The sequence below is a fragment of the Leptotrichia sp. oral taxon 879 str. F0557 genome (assembly GCF_000469385.1).
In the GTDB taxonomy this organism is placed as follows: Bacteria; Fusobacteriota; Fusobacteriia; order Fusobacteriales; family Leptotrichiaceae; genus Leptotrichia; species Leptotrichia mesophila.
Genome location: NZ_KI271352.1, coordinates 26282 through 44930, shown reverse-complemented (window position 1 = coordinate 44930; position 18649 = coordinate 26282). Strand labels below are relative to the sequence as shown.

Sequence of the window (18649 nt, the reverse complement as noted above, 5' to 3'; positions counted from 1 at the left end):
GCTCCCTTTTGTCAACTACTTTTTTTGAATTTTTCTAAATTTTTTCATATTTTTATTCGTAAACCATTTTTTAGTTCTTAGAAAGCGCTTATTGTTTCTTAGTTTTAATGATATTATTCCAATAAATTATTTTTAATTTATTTCGAGATATTTATTTATTATTTCAATACTCTTTATATAATTTTCTGTAAGACTTTTATTGTTTTTATAAAATAATTTTATGAATTTTTGATTATTTTTTTTTAGTAAGTGTTGTAATATATTATCAAATTCAGATTTTTCATTTTTCGAATTTATTTCTTTTTCAATATATATTAGTATATCAAAGCTACTGTGTTTAATTAAATCTTCTATTACTAGGTTTTTTTGATAATTTTGAATTATTGAAAAAGTCTGTAAAGAGGAAAATTCAGTATCTATAAAAGTTAGTTTGTCAGCATTTTTAACAGATTCCAATATTCTTCTGTTATGTTCATAAGCAATATTGCTATAATCAGAATATTGTATATTTTCTATATGATTTTGTAATTCTTCTTTTATATATTCTTTTCTATATTCTTTTACATAAGTTGTATTGTAGTAATTGGATAATTTATGAGCCAAATTAGTTTTTCCAGAGTGTTCTGAACCGATTATTGCTACTTTTAAGACAAAAAACTCTCTTATATATTTTGGAATAAAAAACCAGTTTTTATATGGATTTTTTCTTATTTCTGTTGCACTGATATGAAAATTATTTCTATTTATGTCTATTAATTGAATTTTCAAATTTTTATTAAAAGTTTTTTCGAAATTTGGTAATGTTAAAAAATTGTTTTTATAATTTTCTACATCTTGAGTTTCGTTTGTGAAAATTATATCCACTTTAATTTTATTTTTTAAAAGTGCTTCCTGTACCCTTTCACTCCATAATTTCCAGCCATTTGGATAAAAAGGAATTCCATCTTCTGCAAGATGTATTATTTTTATGTTTTTCTGATGTTTAAAAGTTTTCTCTACAAATCTGATTCTATCTTTTATGGTCGGCATTTTCTTCATTTTAGATTCTTCATATAATTTTTTGTCCCTATCTTCATCTGTACATACGACAACATATAAATTTTCTACGTAACCACTGGCTATTTGAATGAAATTAACATGTCCAGTATGCAATGGATAAAATTTTCCAAATATTATTCCATTTTTTTGCATTGTTTATTCTTTCTCCTTTTTATACTAATACTTTTTTTGATTTTATTTATGGTAAAAATTGTATAAAACTGTTTTTTATAGAATTTAGCATAACTTTTTTGTTAAATTTATCAAATTCATTTATTCTTCAATTTCTAAGATTTTAAAATTTTCTGAATTGTTATTTCCTATTTTTTCTTCAAATTTTGCATTTGAAATTTCTACAAATCTTTTGCTTATTTTATTTGAAGTTGTGTTTATTTCTTTTACATCTTTGGAAACTTTTTCAATATCCTTTTGTAAATTATCCCAACGTGTACGATATCTTGTAAATTCAACGTTCAATTTTTCCAATTCCTGCTGAATTATGTTTGCATATTTGTCACGTTCCAAATTAGTCATCGTAACCTGAATTACTGTCAATACTGAAATTAATGTTGTTGGTGAAGCTATTCGCACATTTTTCTTGTAAGCATATTCAATTATGTCTGTATGATAAGCATTTATTTCAGCGAAAATTGCTTCGGCCGGAAGAAATAATATTGCTTGTTCACTCGTTTCATTTTTTATTATATATTTTGAAGAAATTGCATCTATATGTTTTTTCAAGTCACTTACAAAATCTTTTCTAGCACTTTCTCTTTCAATCTGAGATAATTCATTATTATACATTTTTCTATAATTTTCTAATGGGAATTTTGAGTCAACTGCAATGTTGCCAAGGGGTTCTGGAGTAAAAATAATAGAATCAACAATTGTTCCATTTGAAAGTTTATATTGTTTTTGGTAAAGTTTATCGTTTTTTTCTCCAAAAACTGAAGATAATATTTGATAAAGCTGAATTTCTCCGAAAATTCCACGGCTTTTTTTATCTGTTAAAATATCCTGAAGTGAAACAACATTACTTGATAATGCCTCTATCTTTTTTTGTGCTTCATCAATTTTACTTAATCTTTCCAGCACATTTCCAAAAGTTTTTGTAGTTTCTTCAAACCCTTTCGACAGGCGCTCTTCTACCTTTGTATTCATTAAATCAAGTCTGCTTTCAACTTTATGACTTAATTTTTCAAAATTTTCATTTATATTTTTATTAAGCCCGTCCTTAAATTCATTTATATTTTTAGTTAAATACTGATTATTTTCAGTCATAACACCCGTCAATGCTGTATTATTTTCATTTAATCTGACAGACAGTTTTTGAATATTGTTATTCATACTTGTGGTCAAAAGTTGTGTATTTTCAGTATGATTCTTAGATAAAAGCTGATTATTAGTATTCATCGTGGTATTTATATTCTGCCCAAGCTCATTAAATCTTAAAAGAAGTTTTTCGTTATTTTCAGATAGTACATTTCCTAAATTGCTTATTCCTTCGAGTAAATTATTTTTTGTATTAAGATTTATTGATTTTTCAATTTCATCAAATTTTTTCTTATTTTCCTCAAAATTTTCCTTATTATTTTCATTTATTTGATTTATTATCATTTTTTCCGTATTTTTATTATTTTTTCTATTAAGATAAATAATTATTGCGGCTACTGAAATAATATTTATAATCGTCATTACTAGTACTATTACTATCATTTCTAAGTCTCCTTTTTAGTTGCATAATTTTTATTTATTAAAAGAATTTCCAAGTTCCATCTTCATATCTGACCTTTTTTTGTTTATTTTGAGAGTTTTCAGTTTCTTTTGAAGATGATTGAATTTCAGGATCACGATTTAATTTTTCTTTTCTTATTATTTTAGGAGAATCTTTTACTTGTAAATTTTCATTTTTTTGTTTTGATTGCTTTGAAATTTGAAAATCTATTGTTAATTCTTCTGACTTTCTTGAATTTTCAGGAACTTTTGTTTCTTTAAAATATTCTGTTTCTGAAAATTCTACTTCTTGTTTCGAAATTTCATTTTCATTCTCAGAACTTTCAATTTTTTTCATTGCTAATTTTTCTCTTATTTTTTCAAGAAGTTTTTGATCATCCTCATTTAAATTGTCAAAAATATCTTTATAATGTTCGATATTTTTAGTGTCAAATTTTTTCATAAATTCTTTAATTGTTATAGATTCAGGGCTGTATGCAACCTGATATTGACTATCTGAATTTTTGTCATAAAACACTTCATTTATGAATCCCATTTTTTCAAGATCGGACAACACTTCTTTTACAAAAAACACTTCCATACCTAGTCTATCCGTTAATTTCTGATATGTGAACGCTTCCTTTTTCTCCACAAAATTCTTAATTATTAATGATAAAATTAGAATTCCCGCTTCTCTTTTTACCTTTATTGGCATTTCAATTTTTTCATTATATAAAAACTCATCAGAAGTCTGTATTGAAAATGCTATTTGTGCTCCTAATAAAATTGTTACCCATACATATTGCACCCAAATTAGAAAAATTGGAATTAATGCAAGGCTTCCATAAATTATATTATATTTTGTAATTGAAGATTGTAATAGTAAAAATAACAGTTTCCATCCAAAGGTAAGAGCTGTTGTTACAACTCCGGCAAAAACTGCTGGCTTTATTTTTACATTTGTATTTGGAATTATATAAAATAGATAACTGAACAGAATAATATACGTTGCAGGCCCGAAAAGTCCGATAAACAAATTAAGTAATACACCATTACTTGGAAAATGTTTTACCATTTCCTCGACTGCAATTGAATTTAATGCCGACAATAATACAAAAAATATTGGTCCTAAAAATATAATCGCAATATAGTCAATAACTCTTCTTGTTATAGATCTTTTTTTATTAATTTTCCATATTTTATTAAATGAATTTTCCAGCATTATCAAAACTTTTACTGCAGAATAAATCAAAATTACAATTCCTACACCTGTTAATATACTACTTTCTGTTGATAATAAAAGTCTTTGCGCTATATCTACAATTATTTTTAGAAAGCTGTTATTTCCCGGCCATAATTCAAAAAATTTCTGTATAAATATCTTATCTAGTCCAAATCCTTTTGTAATTCCTAAAACTAGAGCAACTACAGGAAAAATTGCTAAAAGTGAATAGTAAGTAAGAGAAATTGCAAGTATTTGTGTTTCTCCATCTCGATAATTTCTATAAATTAAATAAATTATCCTTTTTATTTCCTCAATTCTTTTCTTAAATCCACCTTCTGATGTTTCTTTTTTCTGTTTTTTCAAATCTTTTTTTTCTTTCATAAAATTTCTCCATTATTATTTTTTAAAATTTATTTTTACCCAAAATTAAAATACTCACGTTCCTCAAAAATTTCATTCATAATTTCATCATAGTTTTCAATCTTTGCCTCTTCTTCCAGTACATCTTCCAGCTTTGGATTTGTAACTGGATGCTTTGATGCAAAAATTACACATGAATCTTCATACGGTTCAATAGATTTTTCGTAAGTTTCTATTTCCTTTGCAATTTCAATTATTTCTGTCTTGTCCATTCCGATAAGAGGCCTAAATACTGGCAATTTTTCTACAGAAGCATTTGTACATGTAAGCCCTCCCATTGTTTGAGACGCCACTTGTCCAAGGCTTTCTCCTGTAATTAAAGCTTGGTATTGCATAGTATTTGACAATCTTTCAGCTAGACGCATCATAGCACGTCTTGTCAAAATTGTTGCTAAATCTTTTTTTGTCTGAGTATTTATTGCTTCCTGAATTTTTAGTATATTTAACGAATAAAGTCTTGTTTTTCCAACATAAAGTGATAAAATATCAGTTAATTCCTTTACTTTTTCAAGAGCCTGCTGACTTGTAAATGGGAAACTGTGGAATGTAATAAAGTTCAGACGCATCCCTCTTTTTGCCATCATAAACGAAGCAACTGGGCTGTCTATTCCACCCGATAAAAGAACAAGCCCCTTTCCTGTCGATCCAAGAGGAAGTCCTCCATAAGTTTTTATTCTATCTGTGTAAATATAAACATTTTTTCTAATATCTATATTTATCATAACATCTGGATCTTTCATTTTAACTTTTTCAAACGGACTGTTTACAAGTACATGTCCTCCGAGTTCACGTGCATAATCCATAGATTTTTTTTCAAATCCTTTATTACTTCGATTGACTGTTATTTTAAAAGTTCTAGCTCCATTTTCATAAGCATAGTTTGCAAATTCTAGCACTTTTTCCTTTATAAATTCATCATTTCTTTCAACTTTTGCTGACTGATTAAGCCCGACTATTCCAAAAACTTTTTTTAACTTGTCTGTTACTTCATCTAGATTTTGAGGATTTATTAAAACATATAATTTTGACAAATCGTCAAAAAGCCTATAATCAAATCCCTTTAACACTTTATTGATTTTATTTCGTAATTTTTTTTCGAATTGTCCTCTGTTTTTCCCTTTCAGTGACAATTCTCCATAAGAAAGACCTATCGCGTCTAATAAATTTTTATTAGTATAATTTTTCATTTTTTCCCTTTCTAAATATTATTAAAAAAAAATATCATCTCATTTTTCTAATTCTTTCCACACTTTCCTTTAGTATTTTAACAACTTCAGCAATCTGTTTTTCAGTATTATCTTTCGAAAAACTAAATCTTATTGCTCCATCAAGTTCCGATTGATTAAGACCCATAACTTCAAGTATTCTACTATTCCCTTTCTTTGATGAGCAAGCTGAGCCTGTGGAAACATAAATTTGATACATTCCCAGAAAATGTGTTAATACTTCGGCTTTTGTTCCCTTAAAAGATATATTCAGAACTTTCGGACTTGATTTTTCAGGATCAAGTGATGAATTAAGCTTGATATCATTAATCTCTTCACAAATCCTGTCTGCAAGTAATTTCTTTATTTTTTGAGAATGCTCCATTTCTAGCTTATCTTCCCTCGATAAAATTTCCACAGCTTTTGTAAATGCAAGAATAAGTTCCGTAGGCATTGTTCTTTTTACAATTCCATTTTCAGCATTTGAACCGTAAATTATATTTGCAATTTTGACACGTTTATTTATATAGATGGCTCCAATTCCCTTTGGTGCATGAATTTTATGTCCACTTATTGTTATTGCATCTACAGGAAATTTATCAAATTTTATATCTGTACATCCAAGACCTTGCACAAAATCAGTATGAAAATATGTATCCTTATTTTTTGCTTGAATAATTTTCGAAATTTTTTCTAAATCCTGAATTGCTCCAGTTTCGCTATTTACTGCTCCCACAGATACAATCAACGTATCTTCACGAATTGCATCTTGAAGCTGCTGCAAATTCACAAATCCATCTCTATCAACATCTAGAAAATCAACTTCAAAACCAGCAGTTTCATAATGTCTAAATACCTCATAAACTGACGGATGATCAATTTTTGTTGTTATAAGATGCTTTTTTGTACGAGAGTTTGCATTAATAATTCCCTGCAATAAAAGATTATTTCCATCTCCTCCCCCTGCTGTAAAATAAATTCTTTCAGCTTCCACCTTCAGATAGTTAGCTATGATTTTTCTTGCATTTTTTATTTTTAAAAGAATATTATGGGAAAAACTGTGAATTGCATCAGCGTTTGCATAATTTTCTTCCATTGTCTGAATAAGCACATCTATAACTTCTTTACGTGGCTTTGTGCTAGCTGAATTATCTAAGTAAATCATCTTTCCTCCTAAAATAATCGGACTATTTCAACTAAAAAATCATTTAAAACCAAATTCAAAAATTATGATTATATTATTTAAATCCTGATATTATCTGCTTTTTTTGCCTAAATTTAAAAATTTTTGAATATATTGTGTTTATTTTTTTAGTTTTTTTTAAATATTATAGATATTATCCTAAGAAATATATATTCCTATTATACTATATTTTATAAAAATTATCAAAAACAATTAAAAAATAAAGACTGTTCCAATTTCTAAAACAGTCTTGTATGTTACTCTATTTTAAAATTCCTGATAAATACACAAGGAAGAATATTGTAAATCCTGCCAGATAAACAATTCCTGCAACTGATAAAAACCATAGCCAGACAGGTAATTTATTGTTATCCTTCACAAGTGAAAAATTAAGATACGAATAAACTGGAGCCGAAACAAATGAAAATATCATTGCAAAATTCATCATTGCTGCAACATTTCCAGCAAAGAAAAATACAATAATCATTGCTATAACTACAGTTAAAGTCATCCAGATATTAAAATGTGAAGTCTTTACTTCTTTCTGTTTACAAATTAAACGTAGACATTCTGCATTAGCACGTGAATAACCATCTACTACGGTGATTGTCGTACCAAAAATACACATAAACGCAATAAACGCAATAAGAAGACCTGACCAACTTCCAATTACACTTGAGTACATCTGAATGAATTGTGCAATATAGGCTGCACTTGCTCCTTTAATTGCTGTACCTGTACCATACTGAATTAATGCTCCCAATGCAAGGAAAACAAACGCTAGAATAGTTGTAACCCAGTAACCTACATTAAAGTCAAGCATTGCAATCTTGTGAGGAACTTTCATACTCTGCTGCTTTTCAACTGTCCACATGGAATTAATTGCCGAAATTTCAATTGGCGCAGGCATCCATCCCATTAATGAAACAATAAATGGCAATGCAGCAAGTTTCCAAGGAGATGGAACAACAAAATTAGGAGCTACAGGGTGCTGTTTAAATAATGCAATAGCTACTGCAATGATTGTTGCAACTGTCAAAGAAATAACTATAAATTTTGAAGAGCTGTCCAATAGTTTATAACCTCCAAATACCATCATTGCAAGTGAGCCTACAAGAACAATTGTAGTAAGCAAATTAATCATTGAAGCCATTGCTGTAGGAGTAAGGCTACTTAAAAATGTCAATTTCAGAATATTTGCCAAAATTGCTGCTGTCAAAATACCTATTGCCGCAACATTAATAACCGCAGAAAATATATTCATAATAAAGAATACCCATAAGTAAATTTTTCCTTTTTCTTCATATCCTTCAATCAATGAATGTTTACGCTCTAACGTATATTGAGTTCCAAAACGGAAAAATGGATATTTAAAAATATTAACTAAAATTACAATGATTGCCAATTGCCATCCGTATAATGCACCCGCTTGTGTAGATGCCACGATATGAGAACCTCCAATAGCCGCTGAAGCCATAAGAATTCCAGGTCCAAAGGCTTTAAACTTGTGATACCAGCTTGTGTGAGTAGTTGTCATAGAAACACCTTCCTTTTTTCTTGTTTTTTTCAAAAATTAAAGTAATTATTTTAAATCTAAAACTCAAAAGTTATTATTTTGCTTTATTTATCTTGCATTTATAATTTAAAGAGTTTTAAATATATTTTGATTCTCAAATTTTTGAAATTATAAAGGTATTATAACACTTTGTACTGGATATTCAAAATTTTTTTGTCTGATTTTATTATATTTTTAGACTTTCTTATTATTACTTTTAAAATAATTTTATCCTAACTTAAATATCTCGTCTTCAAAATGTCGAATCATTTCTCCATTAAAGAATTTCGCCATTTTCTGTTCCATCATATCTACAAACAAGTATTCGCTTTCAAAATGTCCAATGTCAACTAAAATACGCCCTTCTTCTAAAGCATCTAAAGCCTCGTGGTACTTCAAGTCTCCTGTGAGAAACACATCAATTTTATCAGCCACTTCATACATAAATGAACTTCCACCACCTGTAACAAGTCCAATTTTTCGTACATATGCATCTTTATTGCCAACATACCTTACATAGCTTATTCCAAGAGAATCCTTTATTCTTTCAAGCAAGTCTTCCAGTCTCATTTCCTCATTTAATATCTTTATTCTTGCAAGTCCGCTATGTACATGTTCCACCTTATTTTTTATTGGATTATAGTCTTCAAATTCGTGTTCATTAAAAATTATTTTTCCCCCATCTAGATTTAGTTTATCCATTATAAAGTCATTTAACCCATTAATTGCAAAATCAGAATTAGTATGAATTGAATAAACCGCTATTTTATTTTCTATTAATTTTAATAACTTTCTTCCATGTACAGTTTCATTTGTAATTTTCTTTAGACCTGAAAAAATAACTGGATGGTGTGAAATTATCAAATCTACATTGTTATCTACAGCTTGTTTTACAACTTTTTCTGTTACATCCAGACAAAATAACACTTTATTGACTTCCTTTGTGTTATCTCCCACAAGAAGTCCGACATTATCCCAGTTTTCAGTAATTTTAGGATTAAAGATTGTGTGAAGCTCTCCTATTATTTCCCATAATTTCATAATTTCCTTTTCCTTTCATTATTTTTCTTAATTTATTGTATAATTTGCCTCTTCATTATTTTCTACAAAATCATTTCTCATTAAGTCAATTGATAACTTATTAAGTGCCTTTTCCTTTAAAATATTTACATTGTGACTAGCAATATTTAAAGATTTTGCAATTTCCTTTTCTGTATACACTTTATCATCCAGTCCATAAGTCATAACTAAAATCTGCTCATCTAGATAATTTAGTTTTTTAGGAATATTTTCAAGAATATACATTTGTGTAATTTTATCAGCCTTTTCCAATATCTGTGAATTTCCAATCAGCTCCTCAGGCTCTACCTCGTCAAATAGTTTTTCAAGCTGTTCAATATATTCTTTTGAAACATTCATCTGTTTACTTATTTCATCCATTGAAAATCCCATACTCCTGTCAACTTTTACTTTTAAATATAAAATATATGATAATTCAGATGATTTAATATCTTTTAGCAGTTCCTTCTGAAATTCCAAAATATATTTTACAGCAAAATTTTTCACAAAAAATTCAGGCTCTTTTGTTATTTTCATAATTTCATCATAATAATTCAAACCTGACATAATTCCAAGTGTAGCTTCCTGAACTGTATCTAAAAACGAAAATCCGTATTTTGAATAAAGCAAGCTTTCTTTTACTGCAATTTTTAAATATTTATCAATTAATTCTTCCCTTTCTTTCTCATTTTTACTTTTTTTCTCAAGTTCCTCGTATTTTCTCTTTATATCTTCTAAATAAGACTTTATCATATCCTTTTCTTCAATAAAAATATTCTCATCTTCTAATACGATAAAATCACTTCCATCAGTTGAAGTCCTAACCTCTGGAATATTTTCCAAATGGATAAATTTCAAAAATTCAAAAAATTCATCATCATTCATCGTATGATTTTCTATAATTTTTTCAAAACTGAAACTTCCTTTTTTTCTTATATCTTCAAAAACATTTTTTAACATCTTTTTTCCCCTTATTTTATTTATTATTTAGTTCATCTAAAAATCCTAAATATCTAAAAGGAGCTAAATAACAACTTTAGCTCCTGTAATCTTCCAATTTTTTTCTTCTGCTTGGATGTCTTAATTTTCTTAATGCTTTTACCTCAATCTGTCTAATACGTTCCCTTGTTACATTAAAGATTTTCCCCACCTCTTCAAGAGTTTTCTGAGAACCGTCATCTAGTCCATATCTATATCTAAGCACCATTTCCTCACGCTCATTTAATGTTTTTAATACTTCATCAAGCTGTTCCTTCAATAGAACTCTTGTTGTTGCGTCATAAGGATTCGCAAATTTATCATCTTCCACGAAATCTCCCAGTTCACTATCCTCTTCACTTCCAACTGGAGTTTCAAGTGAAATCGGATCCTGATTCATTTCCAAAATACTTTTTACCTTTTCTACTGGTAATTCTAACTTTTCAGCCAATTCCTCTGCTGTTGGCTCTTTTCCAGTTTCCTGTAAAATAATACGGCTTTCCTTTTTGATTTTATTAATTGTTTCAATCATATGAACAGGTATTCTTATTGTTCTTCCCTGATCTGCAATTGCACGTGTTATAGCCTGTCTAATCCACCAAGTTGCATAAGTCGAAAACTTGAATCCTTTTTCATATTCAAATTTTTCCACAGCCTTCATAAGCCCCATGTTTCCTTCTTGAATTAAATCCAGCATTTTCAAGCCACGATTTGTATGTTTTTTTGCGATACTGACAACAAGCCTTAGATTTGACTCTATTAATTTCTGTTTTGCTTCCTCCTCGCCATTTAAAACTCGTTGAGCATATTCGATTTCTTCTTCATAGCTAAGTAGTGGAATTTGTCCAATTTCACGCAAATACATTTTTATTGGTTCATCTACATCCATACTTTCTGCCATTTTTAACAAATCTGTCTGTAATAGTTTATCCACTTCCGAATCGTCGATTTCACTCTCTACAAATTCATCATGCGAATCTTCAAAATCCGATATTTCCATTTTTTCGATAGCTTCTATGGAATCAGGAACTTTTAATAAATCCTCTTTTTCCTTTATAGTATCTACGATTTGAACACCGTCATCAGTCAGTTTTTTTATTAACTGCTCGATTTTTTCAGTTGAAAATCCGATAGATAAAACAGAATTTATTTCTTCGTAACTTACAACTTTTTGCTCTCGTGCCTGTTTTATAAAATTTGCGAGACTATTTTTTAAATTTTGTTTTTTATCAGACATAATTCGGTCTCCTTATCAATATAAATTCATTATATAATTTTTCTATTTCACTAATTTTATTAATATTTTTTAATTTTGATAATATTTTTTTTAATTCAATTTTCTTAATTCTATCGTTTTCTTCCTCAGTTTTTTGTCTTTCCTCATCTATTTCACGCTCAAACCAGCCAGAATAAATTTCCCTAAAATAAATTTCCTTATCCTTAATGTCATTATCTGCCCGTAACTTCAAGTTTGTTACAATCTCCCTATTTTCTTCACTAATATCAATTTTATCAAGCTTCATTATATCAAAATCTATATCTTTCAATTTTTCTATTAGTTCATTAAAAATCGGATGGCTAAATTCTTTATTTAGAAGTTCTATACATTTTTCCTTTTCTGATTTATAAAATTCCAATATATATATAAGTGTTTGTTCTTCCAGTTCAATATATAAGTCTCTTTTTTGCTTTTTGTATTGAACTTTCTGATTTTCATAGATTCTTCTTTTTTTTATTTTAGAAGTTTTATTTGGCAAATTTTTGAGTTCCTCTTCTAAAACAAATTCATTAATTCCAAAATTGGCTGATAATCTTTGTAAATATAGATTTTTATTAAGATTATTTTTAACATTTGAAAAAAATGGTTTTAATCTTTCAATGAATTTTCTTTCTCCACTTATGTCATTCAAATCCAAATCTTTTGAAGCTTCCTTTGTTAAAAAATCAAAAATTTCTTCTGATTTCTTTACAACTTCTATAAATGCCTTTTTACCATTTTTCCTCAAGAACTCATCAGGATCCTTCTCATTTCCATCTATAACTAGACACTTTACATCAAAATCATATTTTTTTAAAATGTATCCTGCTTTTATTATGGCATTCTTCCCAGCTTCATCGTTATCATATGAAATCAATATTTTATCTGTATATTTTTTTAAAAGTTGTGCCTGTTCCTCAGTAAGTGCAGTTCCAAGACTTGCAACTGCATTTTCAAAACCATTCTTTTGGGCTGTAAGTACATCAAGATAGCCTTCCATCAGCATCACAAAGCCTTTTTTCCTAATATTTTCTCCTTGATGCTTTATTCCAAAAAGTTCATTTCCTTTTTTAAAAATAGGCGAATCTGGAGAATTTAGATATTTAGGCAAATTAGTATTTTTTTCAATTATACGTCCCCCAAATCCTACAATCTGAGAATTTATATTGTAAATTGGAAAAATCACTCTATTTCTAAAGCTATCATAAATTTCACCATTTTCATTTCTTTTGACAAGTCCTAATTCTATTATCTTTTCTTCTGGAAATTCTTTTTTTAATAAATGCTGAAATAATTCATCTCTTGAACTATTGGCAAATCCTATCCCAAATTTTCTGATTTCTTCAATAGAGAAATTACGTTCCTTCATATATTCTAATGCTTCAGGATATTTTTCAATATTTTCTCTAAAAAATATCTGGGCTTCATTCATTATTTCGTAATACTCCTTGTTTAGAGCCTTTTTTCTTTCAATTTCCTGATTGATTGTCCTATATTCCCTATTTTTCTTGAGTGGAATATTATACTTTCGAGATAACTCTTCTACTGCCTGAATGAAACTAACATCATTGATTTTCATATAAAACGAAATTACATTTCCGCCAATTTGTGTACTAAAATCCTTAAAAATATTTTTTACTGGGCTGACTGTAAAAGATGGAGTCTTTTCATCTTTAAAAGGAGATAAGCCTTTATAATTTGAACCTGCCTTTTTTAAATTTACATATTCTCCAATCACTTGAACAATATCTAAATTATCAATTAATTTCTGTATCTCTTTTTCACTATAAATCATTATTTCTTATTCCTCCATAAAAAAAACAGTCAATAAAAAATATTTACACTATTAGTATAATTTGTTTTTTTAAATAGTCAATACTTTATAAACAAATTTTTTTAATTTTCCTCATTAGTTTCACGAATTATTTCCACATCATCTTCCATAATATCTTTAAAAACTTCATCCATTATTTCCGATTTTTGCTTCCCTTTAGCAAATTCTCTTTTTGCAATTTTCCCTGATACAATTGCAAGCTCATATTTATTTGGTATTTTAGTCAATAGTTCATCTATTGTTATTTTTTCTTTTTTCATTTTTTATAATTTTCTCCTATTATTTTAGAATTTATATCAATTTTGTGGATTAATAATATTTATCAATGCTGTGCAAGATTCTTCAATATCATTATTTATTATAGTGTAATCATATTTTTTTTCATATTCCAGTTCTTTTAACGCATTTTTTAAACGTGTCTGAATAACTTCTTCTGTATCAGTATTTCTGTTACGAAGCCTTTTTTCAAGAGTTTCCATATCCTTTGTACGAAAAAATACCAATACAGCATCTTTTTTCTTTTCCTTCGCAATTAATGCACCTTGCACATCAATTTCCAAAATTACATTTAATCCTTTATTTAGATTACTTTCTACTACTTCCTTCAATGTTCCGTAATAATTTCCATGAACATTTGCATATTCATAAAATTCATCATTTTTTATTTTTTGTTCAAAAATTTCTTTAGTTAAGAAAAAGTAATCTTTGCCATCGATTTCTCCGTCTCTTGGCTGTCGAGTTGTAGCTGATATTGATAATGGAATATTTAGTCGATCTTTTACTAATTTTGTAACTGTTGATTTTCCTGAGCCTGAAGGCCCTGAAATAATGAATAGTTTTCCTTTCATTAGAAACCACCTTTTATTTTTTTACGCGAATAAGGGAAATTTATATTCACAAATCTCCCTATTCACAATATTATATTAATAATCTAATTTTGACAGTAATATTAAAATTTTATATTCATAGTTGTTACGAGTATACATTTACTAATCAAGTTTAAATTATCTTAATTATTCAACTTCTGCTGTTTCTTCAACAGTTTCTATAATTTCATTTGGATTGTCCTTTAAGGAACCTAAAGTTTCTGTAACTTCTACTTTTTCTCCATCTACTTCCACTTCAGTTTCCACAGCTTCCTCTTCTACAATATCATTTTTTAAGACTGCATCCAAATATTTATAATCATTGAATCCTGTACCTCCTGGCACTTTTTTACCAATGATTACATTTTCCTTCAATCCTTCAAGTCTGTCTGTTTTTCCTTCAACAGCCGCATTTGCAAGAACTTTTGTAGTTTCTTGGAACGATGCCGCAGAAATGAAACTTTCTGTATTTACAGCTGCTTTTGTAATACCTTGAATTACTGGTTCGTAAGTTGCTGGACGTTTTCCTTTTGAAATTAATATTTCATTTTCACGTTCCACAATTTTTTTATCGATTAACTCATCTTCAAGAAATAATGAATCTCCAGCTTCTTTAACTTTAATTTTTTGGAACATTTGTTTTACGATTATCTCAATATGTTTATCGTTAACCGCAACTCCTTGCTCTCTATAAACTTGCTGTACTGATTCAAGAATAAATTGCTGTGCTTCTACAAGTCCTTTTATTTTCAGAATATCGTGTGGTGAAACAGGCCCGTCAGTTATTTTCGCACCTTTTTCAATTAACATCTCATTAGTTACAACTAAATGCTCTCCAACAGGAACAGTATATTCTTGTATTAATTCCCCACTTTCAGGATCTTCAATCAAGATTAATCTCATACCTTTTTTCTTTTTGTCAGAGAAAACTACACGCCCTGCAACTTCTGATAGAATAGCTTTTCCTTTAGGGTTTCTTGCCTCAAATAATTCTTGTACACGAGGAAGTCCTCCTGTAATATCTTTATTTCCTTCTCCAGTCTTTAGGATTTTTGTGATAATTTGACCTTTTTTAACAGTTTCTCCTTCACTTACCATTAAATATGCCCCATAAGGAACTGCATATTCTACTTTCTTATCATCTTTTGTATAAATTATTATTCTAGGGTTTACATCATTACTTTCCACAGGTTTTATCGCCACTTTTTCAGTAACTCCATATTTTACGTCAATATTTTCCCTTACGTAAATATCCCTAAATTCTACTTTTCCTTCAACAGATGTAATAATCGGTATTTGATAAGGATCAAATTCTACCAGTACTTGTCCTTTCTTAACTGAATCTCCATCTTTTACGTGTAAAGTCGAGCCTGATGGTACTTCATATCTATGTTTTCCTATTATTACACGTCCATTTTGTGAAACAACAATTTCTTTGCCTTCCTCATTTACAAGTACAGAGATATCCTTAAGCTTAACTTTTCCAGAAACATCAGCTTTATAGTCTGACTGAACAGACGCCGCTGTTGCTACCCCTCCTGTATGGAAAGTACGCATTGTAAGCTGTGTACCGGGTTCCCCAATTGACTGAGCCGCGATAACTCCAACTGCTTCCCCTTTAAGAATTTCCTTGTGATTAGAAAGATCTAATCCGTAACATTTTTTACAAACTCCTTTTTCCAATTTACATGTCAAAGGTGTTCTTATTTCAACTTCACGAATATCTAATTCTTCAATCTTCTTAATCAAATCATCCGTTATTAAAGTATTTCTTTTGGCAATTACTTTTCCTTCATGAATTAAGTCTGTTGCCAAGTTTCTTCCATAAATTCTTTCACTTAATTTTTCGATTACTTCCCCAGCATCCATCAAATCTGATACGACAATTCCATGTTCACATCCACAGTCATCATGATTTACGATAACTTCGTGTGAAATATCAACAAGTCTTCTTGTTAAGTATCCTGAATCGGCAGTTCTCAATGCTGTATCCGCAAGTCCTTTTCTCGCTCCATGTGATGACATAAAGAATTCAAGAATGTTAAGCCCTTCTCTAAAGTTAGCTTTAATCGGCATTTCGATAATACGCCCTTGCGTATCTGCCATAAGTCCACGCATTCCACCAAGTTGACGCATTTGTGCAATCGAACCTCTAGCTCCAGAGTTCGCCATCATATAAACTGGATTGAATTCATCCAAGTTATCCATCATTTCCTTAGTTACTTTTGAAACTGCCTCATCCCATATTGCGACTGTTCTTCTGTATCTTTCTGCATCAATAATTTCTCCAGATTTATATTGTTCCTCAATTTCAGCCACTTCATTTTCAGCTTTTTCCAAAATAGCCTTTTTACTTTCAGGAATTTCCAAATCTTCAATTCCAACAGTAATTCCAGCAAGTGTTCCATAGTGGAATCCAAACTCTTTAATTTTATCAAGCAGTTCAGATGTTTTTTCAAATCCAAATTTTTTATACAGTTCAGCGATTAACTTTCCTAATTCACCTTTACCAAAAGTTTTTGTATAATCTCTCACTTCTTTTGGAAGCATTGTGTTAAACATAAGACGTCCAGGTGTAGTTTGTACTGTTTTTCCATCAATTCTTACATTTACAAGTGCGTGAACTGCAACTTGTCCATTTTGGTATGCTGTAATTAACTGGTTTTTGTTAGAGAAAGATTTTCCTTCTCCTTTAACACCTTTTCTTTCCTTTGTCATATAATAACATCCCATTACCATATCTTGTGATGGAACTGCTATTGGTCTACCACTTGATGGTGCAATAATATTATTTGTTGCAAGCATTAATAATTTTGCTTCCATTTGGGCTTCTTGTGACAATACCAAATGAACTGCCATTTGGTCTCCATCAAAATCCGCATTAAAAGCGGAACATACAAGCGGATGAAGTCTTATTGCCTTCCCTTCAATTAATGTTGGCTCAAAGGCTTGAATTGAAAGTCTGTGCAATGTTGGCGCCCTATTTAAAAGAACTGGGTGATTTTTAATAATTTCTTCAATCAATTCCCATACGTTTTCGTCTTCTTCCTCAACCATTTTCTTAGCCACTTTTATATTTGAGGCAAGTTCCCTTTTTACAAGTTCTCTCATTAAAAATGGTTTATACAGCTCAAGTGCCATTTTTTTAGGAAGTCCACATTGATTCATTTTTAAATTTGGTCCAACGACTATAACCGATCTTCCTGAATAGTCCACACGTTTTCCTAGTAGATTTTGTCTAAAACGTCCTTGTTTCCCTTTCAGCATATCAGAAAGCGATTTTAATTCCCTATTGTTTTGTGTAACAACTGGTTTTCCACGTCTACCGTTATCAATTAATGCGTCAACTGCTTCCTGAAGCATTCTTTTTTCATTTTTTATTACAATTTCAGGCGCTTTTATTGACATCAATTTTTTAAGTCTGATATTTCTGTTGATTACTCTTCTGTACAAATCATTCAAGTCAGAAGTGGCAAATCTTCCACCATCTAATTGAACCATCGGACGTAAATCCGCAGGAATTACAGGTAATACAGTCAAAATCATCCATTCTGGCCTGTTCCCTGCTTCTATCAAATCTCTAACTACTTTTAATCTTTTTATAACTTTTCTTCTTTTTTGTGTAGAGTGTTCTGTATCCATTTCTCCTTGCAAAGTTTTTTCTAGTTCAAACAAGTCGATTTCCTCAAGCAAGGCTAGAACTCCCTCAGCTCCCATTTTTGCTGTAAATTCATTTTTAAACTGGTTTTCATATAGTTTATATTCACGTTCAGTCAGAATTTCACCTTTTTGAAGCCCAGTTTCTCCTGGATCAGTCACAATATATCTTGAAAAATATAGAACTGATTCCAATTCTTTCGTACTGATTCCCAATAAAAGGCTCATTTTGTTAGGCGTACCTTTAGAATACCAGATATGTGCAATTGGAGTAGCAAGTTTTATATGTCCCATTCTTTCACGTCTAACTTTTGAAGTTGTCACTTCAACACCACATTTTTCACATACCATGCCTTTGTAACGCATTCTCTTGTACTTCCCGCAGGCACACTCATAATCCTTAGACGGCCCAAATATTCTCTCACAGAATAATCCGTCCATTTCAGGTTTTAAAGTTCTATAATTTATTGTTTCGGCTTTTGTAATTTCACCATACGACCATTCCAAAATCTTTTCTGGCGATGCCAATTTTATTTGAATACTGTCAAAATCTCTTATACTCATTCGTTAAGAGCCTCCTCTATTCTTTAATTCCACTTTTTTTGAAAAGTAAAGTGGGAAAACTTTTTATATTTTAACTTTTAATTTAAAATTTTAT

Annotated in this window: 13 protein-coding genes; all 13 read right to left on the bottom strand. The window is 29.4% G+C overall.

The genetic code is table 11. The features are described 5' to 3' along the window. Positions 1 to 132 precede the first annotated feature (132 nt). The 13 genes from nadR to rpoC all read right to left on the bottom strand — a co-directional run bounded on the left by nadR (position 133) and on the right by rpoC (position 18555). Positions 133 to 1191 carry a multifunctional transcriptional regulator/nicotinamide-nucleotide adenylyltransferase/ribosylnicotinamide kinase NadR gene (gene nadR / locus HMPREF1552_RS10715; RefSeq protein ID WP_021745216.1) on the bottom strand — a complete coding sequence of 353 codons (1059 nt, stop codon included), beginning with the start codon at positions 1189 to 1191 and terminating at the stop codon, positions 133 to 135. A 120-nt stretch (positions 1192 to 1311) separates the two neighbouring features. After that, complete coding sequence (locus HMPREF1552_RS10710) at positions 1312 to 2754, bottom strand: DNA recombination protein RmuC (RefSeq protein ID WP_021745215.1); 1443 nt, start codon at positions 2752 to 2754, stop codon at positions 1312 to 1314. A gap of 37 nt (positions 2755 to 2791) precedes the next feature. Then, entirely contained in the window at positions 2792 to 4357 is a 1566-nt protein-coding gene (locus HMPREF1552_RS10705) for a YihY/virulence factor BrkB family protein (RefSeq protein WP_021745214.1), read from the bottom strand. Between the two features lie 35 nt (positions 4358 to 4392). Beyond that, on the bottom strand, positions 4393 to 5583 hold the full coding sequence (gene thiI / locus HMPREF1552_RS10700) for a tRNA uracil 4-sulfurtransferase ThiI (protein ID WP_021745213.1): 1191 nt from the start codon (positions 5581 to 5583) through the stop codon (positions 4393 to 4395). A gap of 34 nt (positions 5584 to 5617) precedes the next feature. Further along, a complete protein-coding gene (locus HMPREF1552_RS10695) occupies positions 5618 to 6766 on the bottom strand; it encodes a cysteine desulfurase family protein (RefSeq protein WP_021745212.1) in 1149 nt (382 codons plus the stop codon). Positions 6767 to 7046: 280 nt separating this feature from the next. Continuing rightward, positions 7047 to 8321 (bottom strand): NRAMP family divalent metal transporter, encoded by a 1275-nt coding sequence (locus HMPREF1552_RS10690; RefSeq protein WP_039901623.1) that lies wholly within the window; start codon positions 8319 to 8321, stop codon positions 7047 to 7049. 246 nt (positions 8322 to 8567) lie between these two features. Continuing rightward, positions 8568 to 9380, bottom strand: coding sequence for a Nif3-like dinuclear metal center hexameric protein (locus HMPREF1552_RS10685; protein WP_021745210.1), 813 nt, complete (start codon positions 9378 to 9380; stop codon positions 8568 to 8570). 27 nt (positions 9381 to 9407) lie between these two features. Next, positions 9408 to 10358: a DNA-directed RNA polymerase sigma-70 factor gene (locus HMPREF1552_RS10680; protein ID WP_021745209.1), complete on the bottom strand. Its 951-nt coding sequence runs from the start codon at positions 10356 to 10358 to the stop codon at positions 9408 to 9410. 76 nt (positions 10359 to 10434) lie between these two features. Then, positions 10435 to 11613 carry an RNA polymerase sigma factor RpoD gene (rpoD, locus tag HMPREF1552_RS10675; RefSeq protein WP_021745208.1) on the bottom strand — a complete coding sequence of 393 codons (1179 nt, stop codon included), beginning with the start codon at positions 11611 to 11613 and terminating at the stop codon, positions 10435 to 10437. Further along, the gene (gene dnaG, locus HMPREF1552_RS10670) at positions 11606 to 13429 is read right to left on the bottom strand and encodes a DNA primase (protein ID WP_021745207.1); all 1824 of its coding nucleotides are present in this window, start codon (positions 13427 to 13429) and stop codon (positions 11606 to 11608) included. Before dnaG ends, rpoD begins: the two co-directional genes overlap by 8 nt. Positions 13430 to 13530: 101 nt before the next feature. Further along, the gene (locus HMPREF1552_RS10665; protein WP_021745206.1) at positions 13531 to 13728 is read right to left on the bottom strand and encodes a DNA-directed RNA polymerase subunit omega; all 198 of its coding nucleotides are present in this window, start codon (positions 13726 to 13728) and stop codon (positions 13531 to 13533) included. Positions 13729 to 13764: 36 nt separating this feature from the next. After that, complete coding sequence (gmk, locus tag HMPREF1552_RS10660) at positions 13765 to 14316, bottom strand: guanylate kinase (protein WP_021745205.1); 552 nt, start codon at positions 14314 to 14316, stop codon at positions 13765 to 13767. Between the two features lie 165 nt (positions 14317 to 14481). Further along, a complete protein-coding gene (gene rpoC / locus HMPREF1552_RS10655) occupies positions 14482 to 18555 on the bottom strand; it encodes a DNA-directed RNA polymerase subunit beta' (RefSeq protein WP_021745204.1) in 4074 nt (1357 codons plus the stop codon). Positions 18556 to 18649: the final 94 nt, after the last annotated feature.